We start from the raw sequence: 22,519 nt of genomic DNA on the forward strand, positions 1-22,519 counted from the left end.
ATGTCAGAGGAAAAAATAGATATTGTCTATACATGGGTCAATGGCCAGGATCCAGAGTGGGAAAAAGAAAAGTCGATCCACTTAAAAGATAGTATTAAAAAAAACGCCTATAAAAAGGATGAAATTGGTTCACATCGATATACCGATAATAATGAGCTACTATATTCAATCCGTTCGCTCTATTTATATGCCAATTGGTTTAATAAAATATATATAATAACAGATAAACAAGTACCAACCTGGTTAAAATCTTTTGATAGAATATGTATTATCGACCATTTAGATATAATGCCAAAAAATATATTACCTACTTATAATTCCAGTGTAATTGAAGCTCATATTCATAATATAAAGAATTTAAATGAAAAGTTCATTTACTTTAATGATGATATGCTGATAGGAAGGTCGTGCTCTCCCAGCGATTTTTTTAAGGGCGATAAACCAAGAATTTTCACATCTTCATTATTTCCTTCTTTTAAAAAGAAAAATACTTCATTATCAAAGTTAACATATAATGTTATGGCAATTAAAAATAGCCGAGATATAGTGAATAAGAAAATAGGCAAAAGAATAAACTATGGGTTTAGACATGGTGTCAAGCCAATGATCAAGTCTAGATTAAATGAAATCAGTCATATTTATGCACCTGAATTAGATACTTTATATAGTCAAAAATTTAGATTATCTCCATTTTCACTTATTTATTGCTATAGTTTTCATGAATTAGCCAATAAGCTTGCATACCCCACTTATCAAAAATCAATAAAGAAGCCTTCGTCAATTTTTATTAAATCTGGTTTTTATTATGTAAAAGAGAATAACTTGAAATATTTTTCAGATAATTTTAGTAAATTGTCTCCTCTAATATTTTGTATAAATGAACTATCTCAACCTTTAAACAAATTTTCACTATTTAACTCTGGAAAGTTATCACAACCTATGGATTTTGAATATGAATAGGCTAATCATATCTAAGGCTTTCTTACTTCTATCTATAATATGGATATTTAGTGGAATGTGGTTCGCATCTAATGGATTAAAAACATTATCAGGATTATCTTTTTTATCGTTTATATTTTCATTTAGTAATAAAGAAAGCTACAAAAGTATATTATCATCGAAAATAATTATTTATCTAACATTTTTTACCATTACATTAATATTTATTGATAAACTACATGGTGGTATATTTTCAAGCTTAAATAGAAGCCTTGTTTGCTTTATATTTTTATATTCAGCCTATAAAAACACAAATATTAGCAACGAAAATATAATAAGATCATTAATGTTAGGTATTTTAATACAAGTTATATATTTATTATATTTATTATTATTTTTTGATTTTTATAATGACATACCCAAAAACCCAAATATATACTCTGCTTTATTGGGTAGTATTATTATATATCTATCTTATAATTTATATCATCAGTTTTCATATAAAATATTATTCATAACGATTATAATTACTTTTCTAATATTTTCATTGGAATCTCGAACAGTCATTTTTTCGTGCTTTACATCAATCCCTATATTATATTCTTTAAAGATTTTAAATTTTAAAAAAAGGACCATTTTTTTAACTCTGTTTATATTTTCCGCTAGTTATTCTATTTTATCTGAACCTGTAAGTAGGATTTATAATGTAACAACTTATGAGCTAAGAAATCTATCAACTAATGACTACTCTTCCTCTTTAGGTCAAAGATATAGCATGGCTTTATTGGGCTGGGATATGTTTAAAGAAAAGCCTTTAACTGGTTATGGCAGTGACTTCTTTATAAATAAAAACATTTTAGTGGAAGAAAGGGAATTAAGCCAAAATATAAAAAAATATGCAACCTTACACAATATTTATATTGATAGCCTTGCTAAACTTGGTATTTTTAGTCTTCCTGTTACAATATTTGTTACACTAATTCCATTATTATATTGTTATAAAGGTACTAACCGTAAATTTGGAATATCTCTTAGTACTTATATGTTCTTAATTTCTATTTTTGATACTGCGCTACTTGGTGGTCCATTACTTCTAGTCATAATCTGTTTATGCTTAGCAACTACTTTAAATAGTTACTCAACTAAAAATGAATAAAATCGTATTATTTATAGCACCATAATTTTTTTGTAATGCGGTGCGGGCTTGCTCTGCGCTCTCTATACGCTCAAAATCTCGAGTAAACATATTCAAAACATAATTTTTTATATCGCCAGGAGAGAGCCCAACTTTACAACCATTAACTTCGACTAATAGCTCTGTTATCTCTTTAAAATTATAATAACTCGGCCCAATGATCGACGGTATACCAACTGCAGCAGGTTCAAGTAAGTTATGCCCACCAACTTTATCTCCGAGTAAACTTCCCCCCATAAAACAAACATCACTCGCACACAGTAAAGTAAACATTTCCCCCATGGTATCAGCTAGGTAAACCTCCGTATCGGCCAAGTCTTGTTTTGACTGCGTACGACGAGCCAACCGCCATCCTGCATCAACAATAAGCTTTGCAACACTATCAAAACGCTCCGGATGACGAGGAACAATGATAAGGAGCGCTTCTGGGCACTGTTTCACGACATGACGATGAATTTCAAGCAGCTGTTCATCTTCGCCTTTGTGCGTGCTAGCCGCGATCCAAACAGGCCTATCTTCACCAAGCAATTTACGTAACTTTTTTCCTTCCACATGAGCAGAATCGGGAACTGTGATATCAAATTTCATCGATCCTGTAACCGTTAGTGCATCACGAGGTATACCGAGCAAGTTAAACCGGTCAGCATCAGCTTGAGTTTGACAATAAATATGAGAAATACACCGCCCTAAGAGCGAACTAAACAACGAACCAAATTTTGCGTAACGCGAATATGAACGTTGAGATAAGCGAGCATTGACAACCGATACTGGAACTTTATGTTTAGTTGTCATTGCTAACGTATTGGGCCAAAGTTCCGTTTCCATAATAATCAACTGAGAAGGTTGGACTGTCTTAATAAAACGAGACACGCACCAAGCGAAATCAAGTGGCATATAACGGTGCTCGACCATGCCCTCAAGTTTAAGAGCTTGCTCAGCCCCCGTTGATGTGGTGGTAGTTAACACAATCGCCAATTCGGGATGCTGCTTTTTTAGTTCTCGAATAAACGGGTTTATTGCCAACACCTCTCCGACAGAAACAGCATGAATCCATATGGGACTATCTGAATCAACAGAAGGTGTGAATCCAAAGTGCTCAGGCCAGCGTTGACCTATGCTTGGTTTTCCTGGCTTCGTTTTATATAAACTCCATAGAAACACAGGGGAAATTAAAATAAGAAGTAAAGTGTAAATAAAACGGACGACTATCATTAAAGCCTACTCTTAGTTCGCAAATGTAGAGAGGTACTGTTGCACGATATAACCTTGCTCAAAGTTTTGTAATACTGGAGCCACGTCTTTCTGGAAGTTCAACACTTCAGGATTCTCCAATGTTGTTGCTATTTTATCGGCAAGAGATCTTGGCGTTTCATCGGTTAAATACGGCTCCAAGCCCCCTTGCATGATATCCCTTACTCCACCTTTGCAGTCCGTTGCGACTACAGGTGTGCCACATACTAAAGCTTCAATTAGCACCATACCCAATCCTTCCCAGCGTGAACTCAACACAAATAAGTCAGCCTGTTTAAACCAAGGATAAGGGTTACTCTGTTGTCCCTTTAGTATCACATCGTCTTGAAGACCTAGTCGTTCTATCGTGCGTTCTATCGTCTCTTTATCTTTCCCTGCCCCAACAATAATCAATTGGTGTGGTAAGTTTTGCTCTTGTTTTAATAATGCATAAGCCTCAATAAGAAGAGGGAAGTTTTTCACTTCAGTTAAACGCCCAAGCCCAAGTATATAAGGTCGTTCTGGAGCAACGTCAGTGGGAATAGGGATATCAGATTCCTGACGAATTAATTCAAAGTCATTTGGGTTACTGATTTTTGTCACGCTCTTTGCGGCTATATTATGCGTAACTAACAGATCATCCAAACTCTCTTTGGCGCCATCAGAAACACACACCATATGACGTTCATTAAACAGATCTGCGAAAATCTGAGTCGATTTGTGTTGATACATGGTTTTGTGCTGAACGTTTTCACAAACAAAAACAAAACGATCATCTTGAATTGGCCAAATATGATCGAATGTGCCCTGACCTCGGAAGATAATTAGGTCAAACTTTCCGTACTGTTTCTCAGATTGTTTTAATAGATAGGCAAATGCTTTTGCTTCGGCATAAGCAAAATAATGAGGAAATGTTTTGCGATATTTAGCGTTAATCAGTTTACATATTAAAAACCAGATAGCTCCAATGCCTGAGCCTAATACCCACTTTTTTAAGTTAAATAATTGAACAATGACGTTCTGATTGCGAGGACGCAATTCTATTTTTCGATCTTTAAGATAAATAAGATGGGAATCATGGTTATCTTTGGCAAACGCATCAGCTAAATTAACCGCAACACGCTCCATGCCACCCATTTTTAGGCAATTGACGACAACTGCAACTCGCATTCAATGTTCCCTATTAAGCTTCTATTTTAATGTTTTGTAACCTGAGATCAACGCAGACCAATCTCGCGTTTTATCCCAGTGAATACATTCTCTCACTGACTCTTTCTCGAATGATCTTAATAACCTAGCGATGTTATTTTGTTTCCATTCTTCACTCTTGTTCTTTGAAACCTGACAACACTTATCGAAGTCGATAATCCACACCTTATTACTATCATCTAATAGAATATTATGAATGTTAAGATCGGTGTGATTAACGCCAATTTGATGCATTTTCGCTATCTCAATCCCAATCTTTTCATAAATATCATCAGAGAGCTTTCTTTCTCGCAAAACACTCACCAAATCTCTGGCATTTGGGATCCGTTCACTTAAAAGATCTGCCTGGTAGCAGAAGTGCTTCTTTATAACTCGAGCCGCGATAGGCCTAGGTACCGCGACTCCACCGAGATGTAATTGCTGTAGCAAAGAGAATTCTTGATAGCTTCTTGTCTTTTCAAGTGTCGAATAGATATAGTGATCTTTCACCAACTTACCAAAAAGACCACCTCTACGATAATGTCGTAGTGCTGCCTGCATTAACGCTAACTGAATAAACCATGTAGTGCCTCGACCTTGAGCTGACCCCACCACTGCATTTACTTGATGCCAATAATCGACATCACAACAACGATCAATCTCTGAGACATCCAATAGTTCATCGTCAAACCAAATAGTTTGTCGGCCTTGCTCACTCTTTTTAATCACACGCTTTCACTCAGGAGATTGAATTCAATTTCTTGCTATTATTTTACATTTTATATGGGGCTATGCATAATCAAAGCCTCCATAATTGCTGTTAGATGCATGGCTTATCATAGAGAACGCTAAATGCCCTTGTTTACCACTCCACCACGCTCCATTTGTGTCCTCCGATTATCTGCAATTGGAGATGTTTGCAATGCGGTAGCCGCCGTTCAAGCCATTCAAGCACAATGGCCAGAAACAAAAATTACGTGGATATCAGGAACATTGGAAGCTCAACTACTTGAAGGTTTGGATAACGTCCACGTAATTGTGTTCGACAAGAAACAAGGATGGAAAGCGTACCAATCATTATGGCGCACTTTAAAAGATGAGCGATTTGATGCGTTACTTCATATGCAATATGCCTTACGATCCAGTATTGCGACATTTGGCATCAAAGCAAAATACAAGTTAGGGTTTGACCGAACTCGCAGCCAAGATGGACAGACGTGGTTTACCAATGTGAAAGTGCCCTCTCCTAGTTCTCCTCATGTACTCGACGGACTTCTAGCCTTTGCGACAGAATTGGGCATTGAAGATGTCACACCAAAGTGGAAGCTGCATTATAGTAATGATGACCTTCACTGGGCGACACAACATATCACGTCATCACAACGCCAATTAGTTGTCGTCCCAGCGGCAAGTAAAGCCTATAAAAACTGGACTGTTCAAGGTTATGTCGATGTTATTAATTATGCTCAGCAACAAGGTTGGAAGGTTATTCTCGCAGGCTCACCAGCTAACATCGAAATTGAACTTGCACAAGAAATTGAGAAACAGCTTACTCAACCCGTCTTAAACTTAGTCGGAAAAAGTCGCTTAAAAGAGATGCTCGCACTTATCGATTTAGCACAACTAGTGATTGCACCAGATACAGGCCCTGCACATATGGCCAATGCTCTCGACACTCCTGTCGTTGGTTTATATGCCCATCATAACCCAGAGAGAACCGGACCTTACAATTATCGAGATTTCGTGGTCTCTTGCTATGCGGAAGCACTACTTGCCGAAACTGGAAAATCTCCTCAAGACGTTGATTGGCGGACTCGTGTCAAAGATGAATACGCTATGGAACGTATCTCATCGCAAGAAGTCATCACTATGTTCGATAAAGCAGTACAACACTTCAACTTATAAGCCAAGTTTAATCAGATCAGGTATGATAATGGTCATGCCGTATCCAGAGCCCTAAATTCGGAGAACTTCGCCCATGATTACTGGCGTTATCATCACTTTAAATGAATCACAGAATATTGTTGAATGCATTCAATCACTTCAACAAGTTTGCTCTGAAGTTATCGTTGTCGATTCACACAGTCACGACAATACACAGCAATTGGCTAAAGAAGCCGGTGCGATCGTAATTGAACAAGCTTACTTAGGCGATGGGTTTCAGAAAAATGTTGGATTAGAACACTGTAGTAACCAATGGGTCTTAAGTATCGATGCGGATGAGCGTTTGACGGAAGAAGCGGTCAATGCCATCAAACAGTTAGATTTAACGCAAACCCTTCATGACGCCTTTGCCTTTAAACGCCGCAATTATATTGGAAGTCGTTGGATCAAACAGTGCGGTTGGTACCCAGACTACTGTATTCGTTTATACGATAAATCAAAAACTCGCTTTTCCGAAGTGAAACAGCACGCTTCTGTTCAAGCATCAAATCCAGCAAAGTTAGAAGCGGATTTGATCCATTATTCATTTGAAAACCTAGGTCAATTATTTGCTAAACCAGGCCGTAACTTTAGTGGCCGAGCAGCGAAAATCATGTACCAAAAAGGAAAACGGGCGAACGCACTCTCCCCCTTTAGTCATGGTCTTAATGCTTTTATTCGTAAATATATTTTTCAACGAGGCTTCCTTGGCGGTGTCGATGGTATGACCGTCGCACTGAGTTCAGCGGTAAATAGCTATCTCAAATATGCCAAGCTATTAGAGTACCAACGCGATCCCAAGGTCTTAGAAAAAGAAGACTTTGATAAAATTTGGTAACCAAAGAGCAATACAAAATGGAAAAAGTCATCAACATCTGCCATGTAAATCTCGCTTCTGGCTATAGCGGTGGAGAAAACCAAACACTGCAATTGATTAAGCAGCAGTTATCTGAAGGTTATAAGCTAAAAGTCGTGGTCAACCCTAAAAGTCCGTTTGCAAAAGCCGTTCAAGCGTTAGGTTGTGACGTAATATTTGCATCGCACTTCACTCGCTCCCATCAAAAATGGGTAACTGACGATTGTGAATTAGTCCATGTCCATGAAGGACGTGCAATTTATTGGGCTTTAATACAACACCTACTCTATCGTAAACCTTATATTGTTACTCGACGCATCGATAACCCACTCAAGGACAGATGGTTAGCTAATCTTGCGTACTCCAAAGCTCATACTTTAGTGGGGCTCAGTCAAGAAATAGTTAATAAGCTCGCGGCAAAACATTCGCGTGAAAAAATAAAAAAAATCCCTAGCTCACCGGTTAGCTACCCGATAGATGATGATGCTGTTAAACAGATTCGCCAACGTTTCCAAGATAAATTTTTAATTGTCCAAGCAGCAAAAATGCTCAAACACAAAGGGCATAATGTCACCATAGAAGCCGCTAAAATATTGGAAGAGAAAAACGTCGATGTTCATATTGCTTTGCTTGGTGACGGCAAGGACATGCAAGAAATTGCAGCTTTAGCCGTTGGCGTAAATAATATCTCTTTTGAAGGAAAGCAATCTAACATGGGCGATTGGTTTAGTGCGGCCAACTTGATGGTTCACCCCTCTTATACCGAGGGGTTAGGGTCAGTAATTTTAGAAGCACTACAAGCCAAACTTCCAGTTGTAGCCACCAATGCAGGTGGAATACCTGATATTATCGAACATAAGAAAAATGGTTTACTCATCGAACCGGGGAATGCTCAACAACTGGCCGAGGCAATCTTAGACTTGTATCAAAATCAAGCTTCCCGAAATTCATATATTGCGGCAAGTGAAGAAACCCTAAAGCGCTTTGACATCAGCTACACCTCAGAGCAATATCAACTTATTTATCAAGCGGTTCAATAAAAATATGACTGTCATATATCCTGGAACTTTCGATCCATTGACGAATGGGCACCTCGATATTATAGAGCGTGCATCTAAAATGTTTGACCATATTATAATTGGTGTGGCAGCAAGCCCTTCAAAAAAGACAATGTTTACTCTAAGTGAACGAGTAGACCTGGCTCAGCAAGCTACCTCTCACGTCGATAATGTCGAAGTAAAAGGATTTTCTGGCTTATTAGTTGATTTTGCTGAACAAGAGGGTGCCGATGTTTTAATTCGAGGACTGCGTACAACGGTAGATTTTGAATATGAATTTGGTCTAACTACCATGTACCGTCGTTTAAAGCCCAATTTAGAAAGTATTTTTTTAACGCCCTCAGAAGAGTATGCATTTCTTTCATCGACGATTATTCGAGAAGTCGCGATTCATTGTGGAGATGTGAAATCTTTTGTCCCAAATGTGGTTTTTGACGCCATAATGAATAAAGTCAGTCGTACATAACTCATAAGATATTCGAAAAATAGGTCCTATAATAATGGTCGAGCTAATACAACGCATTTTCTCTCAATTTCAAACGCAACATCGACCATTAGTATTTATTCGCCCCAAGGCCATTCAAGAGCCAGACATATACATTGGTGACTTTGATCTTCTTATTCATCCCAAAGACACTTTTTCTTTTTTTTCCACCGTTCAACAATGCTGTGCAGCAATGCGCTATTCGTTTTCACTTAAGCGGCATCGACTCAATAAGATGGAGTTGACACTGTTTTCCCATGATAGCAATAGAAGTGTTCTTATGGATATCTGGACTGAACTTGATATCAAATCCCCGACAATACCAAAAGGGTCGGCGATCTTAACGCAAACACTCATTGATAAAGGTTATATTCATTTCAACGAAAACAATGAATCAGTTCTTTCCCCAAACATCGCTGCTCTTTTCTATTTATCTCATCTTTATTCAAAGAAAAAATCTCTAGAATCCTCAGAGGTTCAGAAGAGGCTACACTACTTCCTTTCACTAACAGGTGTTGATGAGAAGGTAAAGGAATGGTTAGCAAACCCAAGCCACAAATCAATGCAGCTTGCGAATGACTATCTTAAGAGCCTTGGACTCGTATATTCTAATAGACAGCACCGTATCTCAAAAAATTGGTTCCGTCTAAAACAAGACGTTAGGAAAAAAAGAAAATTTATAGCGATAGTTGGACCTGATGGAGTCGGAAAAACAACCGTTATTGATTCATTGACCCACTCTATGGGAGGTCAATATTATCGATTTAAAAAGATGTTCCGAAAAGGACTCCTTTATCATGTGCTTTATCGCACCACAAAGAAAAAGCTAGATAAAAAGTCTGGTATTAAATTGGCCAAGAATCAATTTGACGACGAACAACATAAGAAACTTTTCTGGATTGCGTTGCTTGGGGGATACTTACGAGGCTTGGCTTTTAATATTGGTAAATTCAAATTTATCGACCGCTATTATCCCGACTTACTAATTCAAGGAACTCGTTTTCTTGATAAAAATGTCACCCGAGATCAAAAAGCCAAGGAAAAGATAGTGCTTTGTCCAACACCTTTAGCTTATATTCAGCTTGATGCTCCGGCTGAGGTGATACATTCACGAAAGCAAGAGTTATCGGTGATTGCTATTAATCATTTACGTTCTGACTACTTTGAAATTGGGTACATGTTAAATAGTCCGCTATTTATTTATATTAATAATAGCCATTCAATTGAAGCGACACAGAAACTAATTAGAGAAATAAAATTATAGCGATACTATGACAACGATATTCATTGATCCTAAAAAGATACTAGGTTTCGGTAATGAGCGAGCTTGTTTTATTCATCCAACCGACCCTTCAAAATGTATAAAAGTTAACCAGCCGGGTATCATTCATCGAAACCAAAATAAAATTGAAGATTATTATTTAACAAACTTAAAAAACCGTAATGTCCCGTTTACCTATCTCTCTGAATACTATGGTGAGGTCGATACAGATTGGGGAAAAGGTCTAATGTTTGAACGGATAATGGATGATGGTCATTCGCCTTCTATACGCCTTGATGAAGCAATTAAGCAAGGAATTGTTTCCCGAGGCGTCGTTAAAGACCTTCTCAATGACCTAAATAAATACCTAGTGAGCAATGCCATTTATATCGGCGACTGCAATAAAGATCAGTTGCTTTTGCAGCGCGATCAAAATGGAATGCGTCTAAAGGTTATTGATGGACTAGGGACTCGTAACTATGGTGTAAAACTAAAGCTCCTAAGTCTTCTCCCTTGGTATGCTCGCATAAAAATGAAGATAAAATGGCCATGTATCAAAAAAAACTATCAACTTTAATCCAATGCTAACATGCCGTATTATTGCTATAATTCGCGTAATAATATCTCAAATCTGCGGCTAGGCTATAAATGAGAAAATTCAACTATTACCTAAGTCATGGGTTATTGACCCTAATCCCTACTGCGCTCCATCGCTATATTGCGAAAAAAAAGGTCAAATCAATCACTGAAGAGCCATCCACCTACCTTCAATCTAGACTCGACTATTACAATCAAATTAGCGATACTTTCATACTTAATGATAAGCCAAGCACTCAGATTGACGCATTCAAAAAGACAGGTGGTACAACTTATTACTTTGATCTTTTTAAAGTCATTAAAGGGTTCCCTAAAGCCAATCGTTTTCATTATATAAATGGGGATGTACGAGAGGTTCCTAGCGCTCCCGCATTCGTCAAAAGTCGCCCAATTAATAACAACAATCACAATTCTATTATATTGAAGTTAAATGCCATTCGTCATTTTCAATTCCTAGAAGATCCACTTACCTTTGCGGAAAAAAAAGACTTAGCCGTCTGGAGAGGGTTGGGGTTTTTAGCGCATCGAAAAGTAGTTATTGAGAAATATTATGATCACCCACGCTGCAATATAGGGCGTCATAGACCACAAGAAGGTCAGCCTTGGGATAAACCAAGAATGACAATTGAAGAGCAATTAAAATATAAGTTTATTCTTTGTATTGAAGGCAGAGATGTCGCGACCAACTTGAAATGGGTGATGTCTTCAAATTCACTCGCCGTTATGTCTGAGCCTAAATTTGAAACTTGGTTTATGGAAGGGCGTTTAGAAGGTGGCGTTCATTATGTTGAAGTGAAAGATGATTATTCAGATCTTATCGAAAAAATGGATTATTACATTGCCCACCCTGAAGAAGCAGAAACGATTATTGCAAATGCTCATGCATGGATTGAACAATTTAAAAACCCAGAACAAGAACGTTTGATCTCCTTGTTAGTTGCAAACAAGTACTTCAAACATTCAGGACAGGAACATTACAGCAATAATACTTAAATTTTATTGCTGGCAACTCCGGCAATAAAACGTATTTCTTTGCCCAATTTTCTTCTCTTGAATTAAACTACCACATTCAAAGCAAGCGTCTCCTGCGCGCCCATATACCATCAGTTCTTGGGCGAAATAGCCAGGCTTCCCATCGGCTTGAGCAAAGTCCTTAAGCGTTGTACCACCTTGCTCTATTGCTTTTGCTAGCACCTTCTTTATGGTAGCAACTAAGACTTTCCACTCTTTAGATGTCAACGAACCAGCAAGTCGAGTCGGTAAAATATGAGAAAGGTATAACGATTCATTGGCATAAATATTACCAACCCCTACCACCTGCTTGTTGTCCATAATAAATTGTTTAATCGTAGTTTTTCTATTTTTAGCTCGTGATTCAATAACCTCAGCATTGAATTCATCACTAAGTGGTTCTGGGCCCATTTTCTCTAATACTGGGTGCTCAGTTCCCTTTTCACACCAAAGCCAAGCACCGAAACGTCGTGGATCGTTGTACCGTAAGACTTTGCCATTGGTAAGAAAAAGATCAACATGATCATGCTTGCCATGCGTTATCGGGGCATCTAAAACACGTAGAGAACCCGACATACCTAAATGGATAATTGCAGTTCCGGTATCGACTTCCAGTAAAAGATATTTTGCACGTCGCGTGATTGAACGAATAACCTCCCCTTCGAGTTGTTTAAGCTGATGGGGAATTGGCCAGCGCAATTTTGGCGTGCGCACATCAATCGACTTCACTTCAACACCCACTAAATAAGGTGATATTCCTAATCGACTAACTTCGACTTCGGGTAATTCAGGCATTCGATTTTCTCTTAGTAAATATTAGGTAATCTAGATAGCTTAAGGTTTTATCGCAGGAAATAAATAAGCATCTTCTACCGATACTGCTATCCATTGCTGCTGCCAATTTTTAAACAACCAAAAATTTGGAGTGCGGTAATAAGTAACTCTCTGTGGCTCCTCAACTCCGTCGTACCAGACTTCCAGCGTATTGGCAGCCGAAAGGTTATCTTTCATCGTATTGAATGCTTCATCAGACACAGGTGTACCTAAGAGCTCTTTCCAGCGTTGTACTAGCTCAAGCGTGTCGGTTGTTAGTACTGGCGTACTTTGCCATTGGTTTCCATGATATATCAACGACCAATCAGAGCTGTACAACGCAACAACCTGATGAGAAGCATCAAAGAGAGTTGGATAGGAGGTTGCTTCAGAATCATCGATTAAATACGTTTTAATGATCGTTGGTAGGTTAAGTACTGCGATAAACAAAATGATGCCTAACATCAAAATGTTATTCCAACGGCGACCACGATAAGCCATAGTATTACTTCCACATATGAAGAATATAAAAATATATAGTTTTCTTTGTATTACCGTTAGCTTATGTGTTTTTATAAAAAAAAGACAATAAAAAACCCAGCCTAAGCTGGGTTTTCACAAAACATTAAAGCAGAAATTAATTACTTAATTTTAGCTTCTTTGTACATAACGTGTTGGCGAATTACTGGATCAAACTTTTTGATCTCAAATTTACCAGGCATGTTACGTTTGTTCTTCTCAGTAGTGTAGAAGTGACCTGTACCTGCAGAAGATACTAGGCGGATTTTCTCACGAATACCTTTAGCCATTTTACTAATTCCTCTTAAACGTTTTCGCCACGCGCACGGATATCAGTAAGAACAGCATCAATGCCCTTCTTATCGATAATACGCATGCCTTTAGCAGTAAGGCGCAGTTTAACAAAACGTTTTTCGCTTTCTACCCAGAAACGATGAGTTTGTAGGTTCGGCAGAAAACGACGCTTAGTAGCATTTTTTGCGTGTGAACGGTTGTTACCCGTTACAGGACGCTTACCAGTTACTTGGCATACTCGGGACATGAATGTCTTCTCCAAATCGTTTCAGCTCGATATCAACCTTGGTGTCGAAGTCTTAAAATCGTAAAAATTTAAGACTAAAACCTATTATGGAAGATCCATCAAGGCTATCAAAGGTCGCGCATTATACTAACTTGACGAGCATTGCTCAAGACCCCAATAGATCCTTTTTTAAGGATCTTGAGATCTTTTTGTCGCCGAGCTGATTAAGGTTGATAATTTTAGTGGGCGCATAATAGCAGAATCTCACTATCTCACAACTAAAATATGAGCTCGATCGAAAGGTATTTCGTCAGTTTATCCAACCTCGTTCGGCAAAAGAGGTAATTTCACCGTCACCAACGACAAAGTGGTCTAAAACTCGAATATCCACCAACTGCATGGCAGCGCAAATTTTATCGGTAATTCGACGATCCGACGGGCTCGGTTCAGAAATACCACTCGGATGGTTATGCGCTAAAATAATAGCGGCCGCATTATGGTCTAATGCTCGCTTCACCACTTCACGTGGATAGACCGATGCAGAATCAATCGTGCCTTCAAATAATATCTCTGCTTCAATCACACGGTGTTGGTTGTCTAGAAACAAAACCAGAAACGCCTCTCGAGGCCTATCTCGTAAAAATGCTGTTAGATATAACCGGGTTTCATTTGGATTTGTTAATGCACTGCCACGTTCTAGTGTTTCCGCTAAGTAGCGTTGTCCCAATTCCAGTACTGCTTGAATTTGAGCGTATTTAGTCTGCCCTATGCCTTTAAATCCACAAAACTCCTCAATTGATGCGAGAAATAGTTGCCGCAAAGAACCAAAGTGCATCAATAGATGACTCGAAAGCTCCAATACATTTTGATCCTTGGTCCCGGTGCGAAGAAAAATAGCAAGTAATTCTTCATCACTTAATGAACTTGCCCCATATCGAACTAACTTCTCACGAGGTAACAAATGTTTTTCAGATACAAATTCATTAATCATATTCAGTACTTCGTTTATTCGTGGTTAGACAGATATAGTCGAATGATTGATCTCATCGCAACTTACAATAATAAGAGTACGGTCTATCATAATATGAGGATGAAATAACATGTTAGTAAGGGCTTACATCCTGCGAACTCTTTCACTATTATATGGTCTACTTGATTGAATTTAGGATGAATGAACATCATCACTGTATAACTGAAATGACATTTAGGCATGTAACTTGCCTTCTGCAATAAAATAAGGACGAAGTATGCAAACGTTAGCTGGTAAAAAGATATTGCTCGGAATGAGTGGTGGTATTGCTGCGTATAAATGCGCCGATCTCACTCGCCGATTGATAGAACGAGGAGCCGAAGTAAGAGTGGTAATGACGGAAGCTGCGACTGCCTTTATTACTCCGCTAACCATGCAAGCTGTGTCTGGCCATCAAGTTGCAACGAGTCTATTGGATCCTGAAGCTGAACGTTCGATGAACCATATTGAACTAGCTAAGTGGCCCGATTTAGTTTTACTCGCTCCAGCCACCTCCGATCTCATTGGTCGTGTCGCCGCAGGATTGGGCAATGATCTCTTATCAACCTTAGTTCTAGCAACAGACTCTCCGATTGCAGTTGCTCCCGCTATGAATCAGCAAATGTATAAAAACATGGCGACTCAAGAAAATATTGCAACATTGAGCCGACGTGGAGCCGAAATTTGGGGTCCTGCATCGGGCGAACAAGCTTGTGGTGATGTCGGTCCGGGAAGAATGCTTGAACCAATGCAAATAGTCGAACTCTGTGAACAGTTCTTTCAACCAAAGCTGCTTCAAGGAAAACGCATTTTAATCTCTGCAGGCCCAACTCGTGAGGCACTTGATCCTGTACGTTACTTGAGTAATCACAGTTCAGGAAAAATGGGATTCGAGCTCGCCAATGCTGCAAAGCAACTCGGTGCTGATGTCACCTTAATTGCAGGTCCAGTATCACTTTCAACTCCTGCTGGCGTTAATCGTATTAATGTAGAAAGCGCTCAAGAGATGCACCGAAGCGCAATGGAACAAGCCGTGAACCATGATGTTTTTATTAGTTGTGCAGCTGTGGCTGATTATCGCCCCGCTTCTGTTGCCGAGCAAAAAATCAAGAAAACCGCCGACAGTGATGAAATGACCATTGAATTGGTGAAAAACCCAGATATCGTCGCATCTGTTGCTGCAATGAAAGACAACCGACCGTTTACTGTTGGCTTTGCTGCGGAAACTCAAGATGTGGCTCAATACGCACGTGGAAAACTCGTGAATAAGAATCTCGACATGATTTGTGCCAACGATGTCTCGATAGAAGGTCAAGGCTTCAATAGCCAGAATAATGCTTTGACGCTTTACTGGCGCGATGGCGAACAAACACTAACACTCGCATCTAAGGCGAAACTTGCCTACGATGTGGTAAAAACTATCCAGCAACAATTGGAGCAACAATAGCTCTATACGCTACCTGTAATTTGAAGTCATTAAGGGAACAAACATGGTTGCCAATAAACGTTCAAATCGTCGTGAAGAAATACTGCAAGCACTCGCTGAAATGCTTCAATCTCACGACGGTGCATCTCGCATCACTACAGCCAAACTAGCAAAACAAGTTGGGGTGTCTGAAGCAGCGTTGTATCGCCATTTTCCGAGTAAGGCTCGGATGTTTGAAGGCTTGATAGAGTTTATTGAAGAGACCTTAATGTCTCGAATCAATTACATACTTGCAGAAGAGAAAGACACGTTAAATCGAATTGAAATGGTATTACAGCTCATTTTGACATTTGCTGAACGCAACCCAGGTTTAACTCGAATTCTATCTGGTCACGCTCTCATGTTTGAAAATGAACGATTAAGAGAACGAATTAATCAACTGTATGAACGGATTGAAACCTCTCTTCGACAAATTTTACGTGAGAGAAAACTGCGTGAGGGTAAGTCATTCCCTATAGATGAGACCGTATTAGCCGCTCAACTACTTGGTCAAGTAGAAGGTAGTCTAAATCGGTATGTGCGTTCTGATTTTAAATACTTCCCAACGGCTCACTTTGAACAATACTGGGAAATGTTAAAACAGCAAATCTCTTAAATGTAATGATATGAACATTTACGGTATGATGCGGCAATTGGCAAACGAAGCAAGCCAATCAAAAGAAAACCAAAATGGCTCTCTTAGCTCAAGTTCAACGAAGTAGGCGATTGATTTTATGTCCAACAAGCAAGCCCCACAATTTTCTCGTTCATTACTCCACCCTAAATATTGGGGAGTATGGCTAGGATTTGGATTTCTCGCTTTGATTGTCAATCTCTTGCCTTACTCTCTATCGTTCTCTCTAGGCCGCTCTCTTGGAACGCTCATCGCACGCTTTGGTGAGAAACGCGTTCGAACCGCAAAAACCAACGTCAAACTCGTTTTTCCAGACAAACCTCAACAAGAGGTTGAAGAATTCGTCGATGAGAACATTAAGAACTCGGGGCTCGCTTTAATCGAAACTGGAATTGCTTGGTTTTGGCCATCATGGCGCTTTAAACGACTATTGGTTAAACAAGATCTTAGTGCTCTCGAAAAGCACGAAGCCAATGGTAAAGGCGTATTATTGTGCTGTGTTCATGCACTTAATTTAGAAATGACTGGTCGCGCTTTTGCTGAATTAGGCATGCACGGGTATGGCGTTTTTCGCCCACACGATAACCCTGCGTACAATTTCATTCAGTATTGGGGCCGTACTAGCTACGGTAATAGTGCTATCGATCGCAAAGATTTAAAAGCAATGATTCGCGTATTGAGAAAAGGTTCTCGACTATTCTATTTACCCGATCACGATTATGGTCGTAGAAAATCAGTTTTCGTACCTTTCTTTACGATTGAAGATGCGTGTACGACTACGGGAACCAGCATTCTTGCTTATACTAGCCGCTGCGCCATTGTTATCGGATCAGGCTTTCGTAATAATGAAGGCAAATACAACATTATCGCCGATCAATCAATTGAAGATAACTTCCCGCAGAAAGATGAAGTAGCTGCGGCAGCGTACATGAATACCTTTGTGGAAAAGGTTATTCTCCGCGCGCCAGAGCAGTGGATGTGGATGCATCGTCGCTTCAAAAACCACCCAGATCGATCAATAAAAAATTCACGCTATAAGAATCAGTAGGATTGTTATGTCGAACGACAAACAGCAACAGCATCTATACAACCCAACCTTTAAACTCTGCTTCCTACATCCAAAATATTGGTTAACTTGGATAGGAATATCGATGGCTGCTCTATTGGCTTTTATCCCCGCAACGATTCGAGATCGACTTGCTAACAAACTCTCGTCATTCGTTATTAGCCGAAAAGACAGCACTGTTATTCGACGTGCCAAAATTAACTTAAGCTTTTGTTTTCCAAATAAATCAGAGGAAGATCGAGAAACGATTCTTCGCAAAACGTTTGAAAAAGCCGCACAGTATATGCTTGGCTATTCCGAGCTTCAGGTACGTTCGACTCAGTTCAACCAAGATAAAGGCATTCTTATTGGCGAAGAAAACTTGTTCCCGTTATTAGAGTCGGATCAGCGAGTTATTATTCTTGCGCTGCACACTTGGGCGATAGACTACCCAGCAGTTATGCTTGCCTCACGCGGCTATAAAGTCACTAATATCATGAAAACCCAAGAAAATTTAGTGATAGATTGGTTGATGCACAAACAACGGATGCAATATGGCGGGCGCATTTATCATCGCGATGTCGGCATCAAGCCATTTCTACGATCGATCAAAGAAGGATATATTGGCTATTGGGCTGCCGATGAAGATCATGGCCACAAAAATTCAGTTTTCGCTCCTTTCTTTGGCACCGAAAAAGCAACGTTAAAAGGCTTCGGTAAACTAGCTAAACTCACCAATGCGAAAATAGTTCCGATTCTTCCCGCTTATAACGAAAAGCTACACAAATACGAAGTTTTTATTCTCCCTGCGTTAGAGAACTTCCCAACGGGAGATGAAGAACAAGATGCACGAAAGATGAATCAGGCGATAGAGGAATTGCTGACAGGACGAGAAGAGCACTATATGTGGAATTTACCGCTACTAAAGACTCGACCGGATGGCAGTAAGCCTTATCGGAAAGCAAAATAGAGGTTTATTGCTGAATCAAAAAAGGCTGCAACAGCAGCCTTTTGACTCTGAAAAGTAAAACTTAGAAGCTATAGTTTACAGTCGCATAAACATTTCGTTCTTCGGTATTGTAACCATAAGCGGTTTCATAATCTTCATTGAAGATATTTCCAACTTTAGTACTTAGCTGAATACCACTATCAAATGTATAGGCACCGGTTAAATTAACCAATGAGTACGGGTCTAGTGTGTTTGAACCATCATTTCGAACGCTTTGATATAAGTAACTCATGCCAAACTGCCAATTTGCAACTTGATAAGTGCTGTTCCATTTCACATTGTGTTTAGCGCGGCGATCTAACTGCTCGTTTGTTTCTGTATCTTTCGCATTGGTATAATCATAAGACAGCGTATTGCTCAATTGACCGATATCAAACCCAGCAGCAAACTCAATGCCTTCAATCTCTACTTTTCCATAGTTAAATGGTATGTAATTAGAGTCAAGTGCGATCAAATTCTTTATATCGTTATGATATGCGGTAATATGGAAGTCAGCTACGCTGTACGTCGCTTCAATAGCAACCTCATAGTTTATAGATTCTTCTGATTTCGTATCAGGGTTTGAGTATCCCGGATAATATAAATCATTAAATGTCGGAGCTTTAAAAGCCGTACCTGCATTCGCTAATACACGATACGTAGGACTGAATTGATACCCAGCACCGAGTTGCCAAGTATTATGTGAGCCATATCGTTCATTTTCATCAGTCCGTACGGCTGCTTCTAGAGCATAGGGCCCGGTATTGAATTGAGAATGAAGATATAGTGCTAAGTTACTTCTCGATGATTCATCGTATTCTACGGTTGAGACTACTTCATCGTCATTCCAATCTATTCCGCCGGAAAGAACCCAATCTTGACTCAATGAATACTGATTTTGCCAAGCAATCTGTGTTCTATTCGTCTCATAGAGTGAATCGTAAGAATAATCTTTAGAGCTATCTTGAGAAGCGCTCAAAACCAATTTTGTTTCATAGCTATTATTTTTATAATTAACGTAACCGGAAAGATTGTAGACTTTTTTGGAATTAGTCCCTTCATCGTATTCCCCCTCCGACTTTTGAGCTAACGCCAAGCCACCGAGCTCTATCTGAGAAGACAATTTATAGTTTGTATTTAAAGATACTGCACGAGAAGCATAACCATCATCGTCACTTGGGGTTGATTTAGCTGAGAAACCATCTGTTTTTAAAGCTGATACCGCTATTGATGCATGTAATTTATCACTAAGATTTCCAGCGACTAACCCATTGGTAGCACGATAATTATCAGTACCCATCGATGCAGAAACTCGACCACCTTCACGATCACTGTCAGTGATAATATTGATCACACCACCAATAGCATCGGCACCGTATACCGCAGCTCCTGCTCCACGGAGGAATTCGATACGCTCGATTGCCACTAATGGAATCGAACTAAAATTAACAGAGCCTGTTGTTGCCGAACCAGTACGCACCCCATCAATCAAAACCAAAGTATGATCAGAACTTGTACCACGAACAAAAATCCGTTGAGTTGAGCCCATTCCACCATTTGCTGCTATTTGTAAACTGGGTAAGGTGTTTAATACACTAATGAGATCAGTTGCTTGAGAAGCTTCTATTTCTTCACGGGTTATAACTGAAACAGCAGCCGTCGTTGAATCAATAGTTTGCTCAAATCGACTAGCTGTCACCACTACGGTGTCTTGTGCTGAAACATCTTCGGCTTGAACGGAATAAATAGGGGAAAGTAGCGATGCTACAGCAGCCGCTAGAATAGATTTTTTCATTTTGGATAATCCTATATCGCGTAACGTGACTGAGCACCACTAAGCTCAGTTGTTGGCAGGTCTTCGGACTTGAGAGCATCACTCTATTGCTACCTCGAATTCGACTTCCCATAATTATCCTAATTACAGTGTCTTTATGAATTCTCGTTCTCTTTTACCGCTGCGCGTCAGTTCTGGATTTACACCAGATTCCCTTTTAAGCCACTCACTATTGGTTCAAAAACCAGCAAGTCACACCAACTGGAAGAGGATAATATTGACCAAAATCACATTTGTCTAGATGAGAATTGACTCAGTCGATTGTTATCTCACTTAAGAGCTGTATTTATCTTTATTTGATAGGCGTTTGAATCATGGAAACACTGGACATAGCGTATAGATTGTCTAAAATCTGCGCTCCTCAGTTTTGTAGCAGTTCAACCAATAGGCAAACGTATGGCGAATCTTGATATCAACCCAGTCAACTACCCAATTCAACTCGATGAAAAAGTGGCTCGCCTTACGCAAATGTTCGCGCCTTACTCAGCACCCGATCTCGAAGTTTACCCTTCCGAGCCACAACACTACCGCATGCGCGCAGAGTTTCGAGTGTGGCACCAAGGTGATGATCTGTACTACATCATGTTCAACCAACAGACACGTGAAAAATATCGCGTTGATCAGTTTCCCGCAGCGAGTACATTGATTAACCAAGCGATGACTGAGTTAATTGAGCAAATCAAGGACAATCCATTACTGCGCCATAAATTATTTCAAGTGGATTTTCTTTCGACGTTAAGTGGCGAGATGTTAATTTCGATGCTTTATCACCGCCAGATTGATGAAACTTGGGCCGAAGAAGCGAAGAAACTTAAAGCACGCTTTATTGAGAAGGGATTCAAACTCGATCTAATTGGCCGTGCTCGTAAAATAAAGTTCATTGTCGACCGCGATTATGTCGTCGAAAAACTGTCTGTATTTGGTGATGAATACATTTATCAGCAAGTCGAAAATAGCTTTACTCAACCAAATGGGAAAGTCGCTGAGAAGATGCTGGAATGGGCGGTAGATTGTACTCGCAATAGCCAAGGTGACTTACTTGAGCTTTATTGTGGCAATGGCAATTTTTCATTAGCGCTTGCTCAGAACTTCACTCGTGTTCTCGCTACTGAATTAGCAAAACCTTCCGTAGAGTCGGCTCAATACAATATCGCTGCAAACAAGATCGACAACGTAAAAATCGTTCGAATGTCAGCAGAAGAGTTTACTCAGGCAATGGAAGGACAACGAGAATTCAATCGCTTAAAACAAGCCAATGTTGACTTAAATGATTATCAGTGTGAAACCGTGTTCGTTGATCCACCACGTTCAGGAATGGATATCGATACCTGTAAAATGGTGCAAAAGTACCGTCGTATTCTTTATATTTCATGTAACCCTGAAACTCTGCAAGAAAACTTAGATATCTTGTGTGAAACTCACCACGTAACTCGTTTTGCTCTTTTTGACCAATTCCCATACACCCACCATATGGAAGCGGGCGTATTGCTAGAAAAGAAAGCTTAAAAAATGATAAAAAAAGGCCAGCTTCAAACCATGAAAATGGTCGAAGCTGGCCTATTTGATTTACTGACTCTTATGCTGTTTTATTACTCATACAGCCAATTTTTTTCCCAACCCACACCAATAGCGCAAGCGTAATAAATATTGAAAATATATTCGTCCCTTCATGTGGATAATCCATTTTCAAGAAGGCTGAATGACCAAACGCCCCAATAAAGAAACATGCCAAACCAATCATTGGGAAGTCTTCTGCCATTGGGCGACGAATGTAGTTTGAATATAATGCTTCAAGCGCAACAATTAACGCAATCCACGGAAAAATAGAAAAAGTAACTTCACTCATTGTCATTGCCGACAGAATTTGATCACCACATATCCCTGCTACAAATGCTAATAGTAAATTTTTACGGTCTGAACCTTGATATTTCTCATTGGACATGAATAATC

At 39.3% G+C, this 22,519-nt stretch carries 24 protein-coding genes and 1 riboswitch; of the genes, 14 read left to right on the plus strand and 10 right to left on the minus strand.

Translation table 11 applies throughout. The features are described from left to right. Together ACXJY6_RS16125 and ACXJY6_RS16130 are read left to right on the plus strand one after the other, a co-directional pair. Entirely contained in the window at positions 1-960 is a 960-nt protein-coding gene (locus tag ACXJY6_RS16125) for a stealth family protein (protein WP_458768959.1), read from the plus strand. 55 nt (positions 961-1,015) lie between these two features. Further along, on the plus strand, positions 1,016-2,095 hold the full coding sequence (locus ACXJY6_RS16130) for an O-antigen ligase family protein (RefSeq protein WP_458768960.1): 1,080 nt from the start codon (positions 1,016-1,018) through the stop codon (positions 2,093-2,095). On the opposite strand, the gene waaA is transcribed toward ACXJY6_RS16130, so the two are convergent. From waaA to ACXJY6_RS16145, 3 genes are read right to left on the minus strand one after another with little or no spacing between them, the layout of a single operon-like run. After that, the gene (gene waaA / locus ACXJY6_RS16135) at positions 2,078-3,343 is read right to left on the minus strand and encodes a lipid IV(A) 3-deoxy-D-manno-octulosonic acid transferase (protein ID WP_458769021.1); all 1,266 of its coding nucleotides are present in this window, start codon (positions 3,341-3,343) and stop codon (positions 2,078-2,080) included. The genes ACXJY6_RS16130 and waaA overlap by 18 nt on opposite strands. A 15-nt stretch (positions 3,344-3,358) precedes the next feature. Next, positions 3,359-4,534: a glycosyltransferase gene (locus ACXJY6_RS16140; RefSeq protein ID WP_458768961.1), complete on the minus strand. Its 1,176-nt coding sequence runs from the start codon at positions 4,532-4,534 to the stop codon at positions 3,359-3,361. 21 nt (positions 4,535-4,555) lie between these two features. Further along, entirely contained in the window at positions 4,556-5,278 is a 723-nt protein-coding gene (locus tag ACXJY6_RS16145; protein ID WP_458769022.1) for a 3-deoxy-D-manno-octulosonic acid kinase, read from the minus strand. Between the two features lie 126 nt (positions 5,279-5,404). On the opposite strand from ACXJY6_RS16145, the gene ACXJY6_RS16150 reads away from it, so the two are divergent. From ACXJY6_RS16150 to ACXJY6_RS16180, 7 genes are all read left to right on the plus strand, one after another. Then, complete coding sequence (locus tag ACXJY6_RS16150) at positions 5,405-6,457, plus strand: glycosyltransferase family 9 protein (protein WP_456052267.1); 1,053 nt, start codon at positions 5,405-5,407, stop codon at positions 6,455-6,457. A gap of 73 nt (positions 6,458-6,530) precedes the next feature. Beyond that, the gene (locus tag ACXJY6_RS16155) at positions 6,531-7,313 is read left to right on the plus strand and encodes a glycosyltransferase family 2 protein (protein WP_458768962.1); all 783 of its coding nucleotides are present in this window, start codon (positions 6,531-6,533) and stop codon (positions 7,311-7,313) included. 29 nt (positions 7,314-7,342) lie between these two features. Then, positions 7,343-8,371 carry a glycosyltransferase family 4 protein gene (locus ACXJY6_RS16160; protein ID WP_458769023.1) on the plus strand — a complete coding sequence of 343 codons (1,029 nt, stop codon included), beginning with the start codon at positions 7,343-7,345 and terminating at the stop codon, positions 8,369-8,371. 4 nt (positions 8,372-8,375) lie between these two features. Further along, on the plus strand, positions 8,376-8,855 hold the full coding sequence (gene coaD, locus ACXJY6_RS16165) for a pantetheine-phosphate adenylyltransferase (RefSeq protein ID WP_458768963.1): 480 nt from the start codon (positions 8,376-8,378) through the stop codon (positions 8,853-8,855). A gap of 34 nt (positions 8,856-8,889) precedes the next feature. Beyond that, positions 8,890-10,137 (plus strand): hypothetical protein, encoded by a 1,248-nt coding sequence (locus ACXJY6_RS16170; protein WP_458768964.1) that lies wholly within the window; start codon positions 8,890-8,892, stop codon positions 10,135-10,137. Positions 10,138-10,144: 7 nt separating this feature from the next. Then, a complete protein-coding gene (locus ACXJY6_RS16175) occupies positions 10,145-10,711 on the plus strand; it encodes a YrbL family protein (RefSeq protein ID WP_458768965.1) in 567 nt (188 codons plus the stop codon). 71 nt (positions 10,712-10,782) lie between these two features. After that, on the plus strand, positions 10,783-11,724 hold the full coding sequence (locus ACXJY6_RS16180; RefSeq protein WP_458768966.1) for a glycosyl transferase family 90: 942 nt from the start codon (positions 10,783-10,785) through the stop codon (positions 11,722-11,724). Between the two features lie 3 nt (positions 11,725-11,727). Here ACXJY6_RS16180 and mutM read toward each other — a convergent pair whose 3' ends face one another. From mutM to radC, 5 genes are all read right to left on the minus strand, one after another. Continuing rightward, on the minus strand, positions 11,728-12,537 hold the full coding sequence (mutM, locus tag ACXJY6_RS16185) for a bifunctional DNA-formamidopyrimidine glycosylase/DNA-(apurinic or apyrimidinic site) lyase (RefSeq protein ID WP_458768967.1): 810 nt from the start codon (positions 12,535-12,537) through the stop codon (positions 11,728-11,730). A gap of 39 nt (positions 12,538-12,576) precedes the next feature. Beyond that, positions 12,577-13,056 carry a hypothetical protein gene (locus tag ACXJY6_RS16190; RefSeq protein WP_458768968.1) on the minus strand — a complete coding sequence of 160 codons (480 nt, stop codon included), beginning with the start codon at positions 13,054-13,056 and terminating at the stop codon, positions 12,577-12,579. 140 nt (positions 13,057-13,196) lie between these two features. Further along, positions 13,197-13,364 (minus strand): 50S ribosomal protein L33, encoded by a 168-nt coding sequence (gene rpmG / locus ACXJY6_RS16195; protein ID WP_456052259.1) that lies wholly within the window; start codon positions 13,362-13,364, stop codon positions 13,197-13,199. Positions 13,365-13,378: 14 nt separating this feature from the next. Beyond that, positions 13,379-13,615 (minus strand): 50S ribosomal protein L28, encoded by a 237-nt coding sequence (gene rpmB, locus ACXJY6_RS16200; protein ID WP_456052258.1) that lies wholly within the window; start codon positions 13,613-13,615, stop codon positions 13,379-13,381. Between the two features lie 289 nt (positions 13,616-13,904). Beyond that, positions 13,905-14,585, minus strand: coding sequence for a RadC family protein (gene radC, locus ACXJY6_RS16205; RefSeq protein WP_458768969.1), 681 nt, complete (start codon positions 14,583-14,585; stop codon positions 13,905-13,907). A 256-nt stretch (positions 14,586-14,841) separates the two neighbouring features. Between radC and coaBC the strand changes: the two genes are divergently transcribed. From coaBC to lpxM, 4 genes are all read left to right on the plus strand, one after another. Beyond that, on the plus strand, positions 14,842-16,050 hold the full coding sequence (coaBC, locus tag ACXJY6_RS16210; RefSeq protein WP_456052256.1) for a bifunctional phosphopantothenoylcysteine decarboxylase/phosphopantothenate--cysteine ligase CoaBC: 1,209 nt from the start codon (positions 14,842-14,844) through the stop codon (positions 16,048-16,050). A 43-nt stretch (positions 16,051-16,093) separates the two neighbouring features. Next, positions 16,094-16,684 (plus strand): nucleoid occlusion factor SlmA, encoded by a 591-nt coding sequence (gene slmA, locus ACXJY6_RS16215; protein ID WP_456052255.1) that lies wholly within the window; start codon positions 16,094-16,096, stop codon positions 16,682-16,684. Positions 16,685-16,802: 118 nt separating this feature from the next. Continuing rightward, complete coding sequence (lpxL, locus tag ACXJY6_RS16220; RefSeq protein ID WP_458768970.1) at positions 16,803-17,750, plus strand: LpxL/LpxP family Kdo(2)-lipid IV(A) lauroyl/palmitoleoyl acyltransferase; 948 nt, start codon at positions 16,803-16,805, stop codon at positions 17,748-17,750. 7 nt (positions 17,751-17,757) lie between these two features. Then, positions 17,758-18,717 (plus strand): lauroyl-Kdo(2)-lipid IV(A) myristoyltransferase, encoded by a 960-nt coding sequence (gene lpxM, locus ACXJY6_RS16225; protein WP_458768971.1) that lies wholly within the window; start codon positions 17,758-17,760, stop codon positions 18,715-18,717. Between the two features lie 61 nt (positions 18,718-18,778). Here lpxM and ACXJY6_RS16230 read toward each other — a convergent pair whose 3' ends face one another. Next, the gene (locus ACXJY6_RS16230; protein ID WP_458768972.1) at positions 18,779-20,530 is read right to left on the minus strand and encodes a TonB-dependent receptor domain-containing protein; all 1,752 of its coding nucleotides are present in this window, start codon (positions 20,528-20,530) and stop codon (positions 18,779-18,781) included. A gap of 37 nt (positions 20,531-20,567) precedes the next feature. Then, a riboswitch (cobalamin riboswitch) is annotated at positions 20,568-20,786 on the minus strand. 179 nt (positions 20,787-20,965) lie between these two features. Here ACXJY6_RS16230 and trmA point away from each other — a divergent pair. Continuing rightward, complete coding sequence (gene trmA, locus ACXJY6_RS16235) at positions 20,966-22,075, plus strand: tRNA (uridine(54)-C5)-methyltransferase TrmA (protein ID WP_458768973.1); 1,110 nt, start codon at positions 20,966-20,968, stop codon at positions 22,073-22,075. Between the two features lie 70 nt (positions 22,076-22,145). Here the strand turns inward: trmA and ACXJY6_RS16240 are convergent, their stop codons facing one another. After that, positions 22,146-22,511: a YijD family membrane protein gene (locus tag ACXJY6_RS16240; protein WP_456052250.1), complete on the minus strand. Its 366-nt coding sequence runs from the start codon at positions 22,509-22,511 to the stop codon at positions 22,146-22,148. Positions 22,512-22,519 lie beyond the last annotated feature (8 nt).

It is taken from the genome of Vibrio phycocola, assembly GCF_054404255.1.

What these genes read in the sequence shown, in the direction of transcription:
- ACXJY6_RS16125 (WP_458768959.1), top strand. Translation starts at nt 1, where the DNA reads ATGTCAGAGGAAAAAATAGATATTGTCTATACATGGGTCAATGGCCAG.
- ACXJY6_RS16130 (WP_458768960.1), top strand. Translation starts at nt 1,016, where the DNA reads ATGTGGTTCGCATCTAATGGATTAAAAACATTATCAGGATTATCTTTT.
- ACXJY6_RS16140 (WP_458768961.1), bottom strand. Translation starts at nt 4,534, where the DNA reads ATGCGAGTTGCAGTTGTCGTCAATTGCCTAAAAATGGGTGGCATGGAG.
- ACXJY6_RS16150 (WP_456052267.1), top strand. Translation starts at nt 5,405, where the DNA reads ATGCCCTTGTTTACCACTCCACCACGCTCCATTTGTGTCCTCCGATTA.
- ACXJY6_RS16155 (WP_458768962.1), top strand. Translation starts at nt 6,531, where the DNA reads ATGATTACTGGCGTTATCATCACTTTAAATGAATCACAGAATATTGTT.
- coaD (WP_458768963.1), top strand. Translation starts at nt 8,376, where the DNA reads ATGACTGTCATATATCCTGGAACTTTCGATCCATTGACGAATGGGCAC.
- ACXJY6_RS16170 (WP_458768964.1), top strand. Translation starts at nt 8,890, where the DNA reads ATGGTCGAGCTAATACAACGCATTTTCTCTCAATTTCAAACGCAACAT.
- ACXJY6_RS16175 (WP_458768965.1), top strand. Translation starts at nt 10,145, where the DNA reads ATGACAACGATATTCATTGATCCTAAAAAGATACTAGGTTTCGGTAAT.
- ACXJY6_RS16180 (WP_458768966.1), top strand. Translation starts at nt 10,783, where the DNA reads ATGAGAAAATTCAACTATTACCTAAGTCATGGGTTATTGACCCTAATC.
- mutM (WP_458768967.1), bottom strand. Translation starts at nt 12,537, where the DNA reads ATGCCTGAATTACCCGAAGTCGAAGTTAGTCGATTAGGAATATCACCT.
- ACXJY6_RS16190 (WP_458768968.1), bottom strand. Translation starts at nt 13,056, where the DNA reads ATGGCTTATCGTGGTCGCCGTTGGAATAACATTTTGATGTTAGGCATC.
- rpmG (WP_456052259.1), bottom strand. Translation starts at nt 13,364, where the DNA reads ATGGCTAAAGGTATTCGTGAGAAAATCCGCCTAGTATCTTCTGCAGGT.
- rpmB (WP_456052258.1), bottom strand. Translation starts at nt 13,615, where the DNA reads ATGTCCCGAGTATGCCAAGTAACTGGTAAGCGTCCTGTAACGGGTAAC.
- radC (WP_458768969.1), bottom strand. Translation starts at nt 14,585, where the DNA reads ATGATTAATGAATTTGTATCTGAAAAACATTTGTTACCTCGTGAGAAG.
- coaBC (WP_456052256.1), top strand. Translation starts at nt 14,842, where the DNA reads ATGCAAACGTTAGCTGGTAAAAAGATATTGCTCGGAATGAGTGGTGGT.
- slmA (WP_456052255.1), top strand. Translation starts at nt 16,094, where the DNA reads ATGGTTGCCAATAAACGTTCAAATCGTCGTGAAGAAATACTGCAAGCA.
- lpxL (WP_458768970.1), top strand. Translation starts at nt 16,803, where the DNA reads ATGTCCAACAAGCAAGCCCCACAATTTTCTCGTTCATTACTCCACCCT.
- lpxM (WP_458768971.1), top strand. Translation starts at nt 17,758, where the DNA reads ATGTCGAACGACAAACAGCAACAGCATCTATACAACCCAACCTTTAAA.
- ACXJY6_RS16230 (WP_458768972.1), bottom strand. Translation starts at nt 20,530, where the DNA reads ATGAAAAAATCTATTCTAGCGGCTGCTGTAGCATCGCTACTTTCCCCT.
- trmA (WP_458768973.1), top strand. Translation starts at nt 20,966, where the DNA reads ATGGCGAATCTTGATATCAACCCAGTCAACTACCCAATTCAACTCGAT.
- ACXJY6_RS16240 (WP_456052250.1), bottom strand. Translation starts at nt 22,511, where the DNA reads ATGTCCAATGAGAAATATCAAGGTTCAGACCGTAAAAATTTACTATTA.